This window comes from Floridaenema fluviatile BLCC-F154 (assembly GCF_041929135.1).
GTDB classification, from domain to species: domain Bacteria; phylum Cyanobacteriota; class Cyanobacteriia; order Cyanobacteriales; family Aerosakkonemataceae; genus Floridanema; species Floridanema fluviatile.
The window spans coordinates 1-2,753 of record NZ_JBHFNS010000011.1 but is presented as its reverse complement, the minus strand read 5'-3'; the positions used below and the strand labels follow the sequence as shown (position 1 = coordinate 2,753).

Genomic DNA, 2,753 nt, shown 5'->3' with positions numbered 1-2,753 from the left:
GGGTATTAAAATTCTCTCAGCAAATACCGTTGGGCAAACGGAATTTCAAGCTTGTGGAGAAGCAGTAAGACTCGGTGGTACTTGTACCAAAAAGCGTGTTTCTGAGAAACAAGAATCTCCCGTCACAGCGCCAGCTTGACGCGAGAGTGTCAACTAACATTTCCAAAAGTTGAGAACGGGTATATTTTCCTTCGAGTACTTCTTCGCTGGCATCTGCGATCGCATTTTCCAACACTTCTTCCTCAATCAAATTCTCCCATTGGTCTAAGTTTACATAATTATCAGTTTTCTTTTCATTGTTGTTTTTGGGCTAACAAGCGCGATCGAATTAAACTTAGATCGGGTTGAAAGCTTAACAAACGCTGATGAATCGACTCTGCTAGCTGTTCTCTATGCTTAAGATAAGCTTCTATTGCTTCTTGATGTCGAAGATAGTAGCCGATTGTTGTATAAACATCAGATAATAAGCTGTTACGCATTTAAAAGTCATATTGTAGGGTGCGTCAGATTTAGATATTTTCCTTTCTACATAGGCTTTTCAGTTCAAACGTCATCTTTTGCCCAATCATTGCCTAGATTGCGGCGAAATATGAATTATGCTCAAGTCAGAACGATGTTAATTAAGCAAGGTTGGCAACCTGTTTTTAATTCCGAGCAAGTGAATAATCGAGTTCCTAATAGCACGATCGACTATTTAATCAAAAAAGGCTATACAGAAATTGTTGATTGTTCTGGAACAGGATTAGGACTTTGCTTGTTTCAATTTAGGAATGCTAAAGGGCAAAACCTTTTTGTAACAACGATCGATAATCAGTCTGGACAAGAGAGTAAGATCTCTGGTTGGAGAATCGAGTAATGATTTTTAGTTTTAATTAGCCAACTTGTGAGATAATATCATCCATTAATTTCTATTTTTGCCCAGAGAATCGCAAATAGTGGATACTTTACCTGACAACTACCAAGACACAAACAAGGCGCAGCCAAAAATCAGCAAAATTATTAATCAGCTGGCTTTTTTGGCGATCGCATTCGGTATCATCATTCGCTTATCACAATACATCAACAACCGTTCTTTATGGGGAGATGAAGCATATATTGCCTTAAATATCGTCAATCGCTCTTACTTAGAATTACTGCAACCTTTGGATTACGATCAAGCAGCACCTCCGGGGTTTTTATGGGTAGAAAAACTGACTGTACAGATATTTGGTAACAATGAATATTCACTGCGATTGTTCCCTTTAATAGCTGGAATTGTATCTTTATTTGCGCTTTATAAATTAGGAAAATGGAGTTTATCTGCACTTGCCATACCCATTGCCTTAATTCTATTCGCTTGTTTAAAATATCCCCTTTACTATGCCACTGAAGTTAAGCAATATTCCAGCGATTTGACGATCGGATTATTGCTTTGTTTGCTATTGATTCCGTTGCGCGATCGTATCCTCAAAAAACGCAAAGTTTTCTTATTGGGATTCCTGGGAATAGTTGCAATGTGGTTTTCCCATACAGCAGTTTTTGTGTTAGGAGGAGTTGAGTTAGCCAGCTTAATTACCAGTTCAGCATCAAAACGAAAAGCGATCGTAATTAATCGCCTACCAGCTTATTTAATTTGGCTAATTGGTTTTGCACTTTACTACTTTCTTATCATCTCCAAGTCTCTGAAAAATGAGTCACTACAAACATCTTGGAGTCCAGAATATCCCCAAAGTATTTTTGATATACTTTGGTTACTAGACTCGTTCGGAAGATTCTTTCATAAACCATTAGGTTTTGGCGGAATCACAGATGGGATTGCTATTTTTACTTTTGTTATTGGCTGCATTACTTTATATAAAAATAACCGGACTAAGTTGTTAATTTTAATCTCTCCTATTCTAGCTACCTTGACTGCGGCTTATTTACATAAATATCCCTTTCGGACAAGGTTAATTTTGTTTTTGACTCCCTATTTCATCCTAATTATTGCTGAAGGTGCAGCTTTTCTTTTATCTCGGTTGAATCTTGCTAAATTTAACCAACAACAGCGACGAAATTATGTGGGGATTTTCGGAATAATTATTACTTCTTTCCTAATCTTACCTCCTGTGTTTCAAGCAGGAGTATTCTTATTTCAGCCAGAAACTAAATACGAACTTCGTCCGGTAATAGCCTATATCAAAGAACATCAACAACCTAACGATGTGTTATTTGGTGATGGTGGAGGAACTTCAGCGCAGTTGGAATATTATGCCGAAAAATTCGGATATTCTAAGTCTCAATATGTGGTTGGCTATAATGACTTTTTGAAAAAAGAAGCTATTTCTGACCAAGTTTGGTTAGACTACCAACGGCAATTTAGTCAACTACAAAATCAACCGCGAGTCTGGTTTTTATTTTCTGGAATTGGCTTAAAAGATAAAAGAAAAGAGATAGTTGAACCTCGACTCGATCGCCTTGGTCAAAAAATCGATTATATTGGTAAACCCGGAGCATTTGCCTATCTTTATCAGCTGAAATAACTCACAACTAACAAGTTAACAGATAGTGATATATGCTACTCAAAGGCTACGCCAATAGACCTCAGTTAAATCTACCAACTCCCAGAGGCAAGACCTGCTACCTATAATAAGCTGTTACGCATTTAAAAGTCATATTGTAGGGTGCGTCAGATTTAGATATTTTCCTTTCTACATAGGCTTTAACGTCTGACGCACCCTACTCGTTAATAAGTGATTTAAATGCGTAACAGCTTATAAACTACCAGTAGCAAT

At 37.2% G+C, this 2,753-nt stretch carries 2 protein-coding genes and 1 pseudogene; 2 read left to right on the top strand and 1 reads right to left on the bottom strand.

Annotation, left to right across the window (positions count from 1 at the left end; all coding sequences use genetic code 11):
* Window positions 1–293 precede the first annotated feature (293 nt).
* Window positions 294–464, bottom strand: a pseudogene (locus ACE1B6_RS00490) (DUF433 domain-containing protein); the annotation flags it as partial.
* A 125-nt stretch (window positions 465–589) separates the two neighbouring features.
* Here ACE1B6_RS00490 and ACE1B6_RS00485 point away from each other — a divergent pair.
* Window positions 590–856, top strand: coding sequence for a hypothetical protein (locus tag ACE1B6_RS00485; protein WP_413255269.1), 267 nt, complete (start codon window positions 590–592; stop codon window positions 854–856).
* Between the two features lie 79 nt (window positions 857–935).
* Window positions 936–2,501, top strand: a complete 1,566-nt coding sequence (locus ACE1B6_RS00480; RefSeq protein WP_413255268.1) for a glycosyltransferase family 39 protein — start codon at window positions 936–938, stop codon at window positions 2,499–2,501.
* Window positions 2,502–2,753: the final 252 nt, after the last annotated feature.

Excerpts from the sequence above, each read along its gene's own strand:
- ACE1B6_RS00485 (WP_413255269.1), top strand. The coding sequence starts at position 590 with ATGAATTATGCTCAAGTCAGAACGATGTTAATTAAGCAAGGTTGGCAA.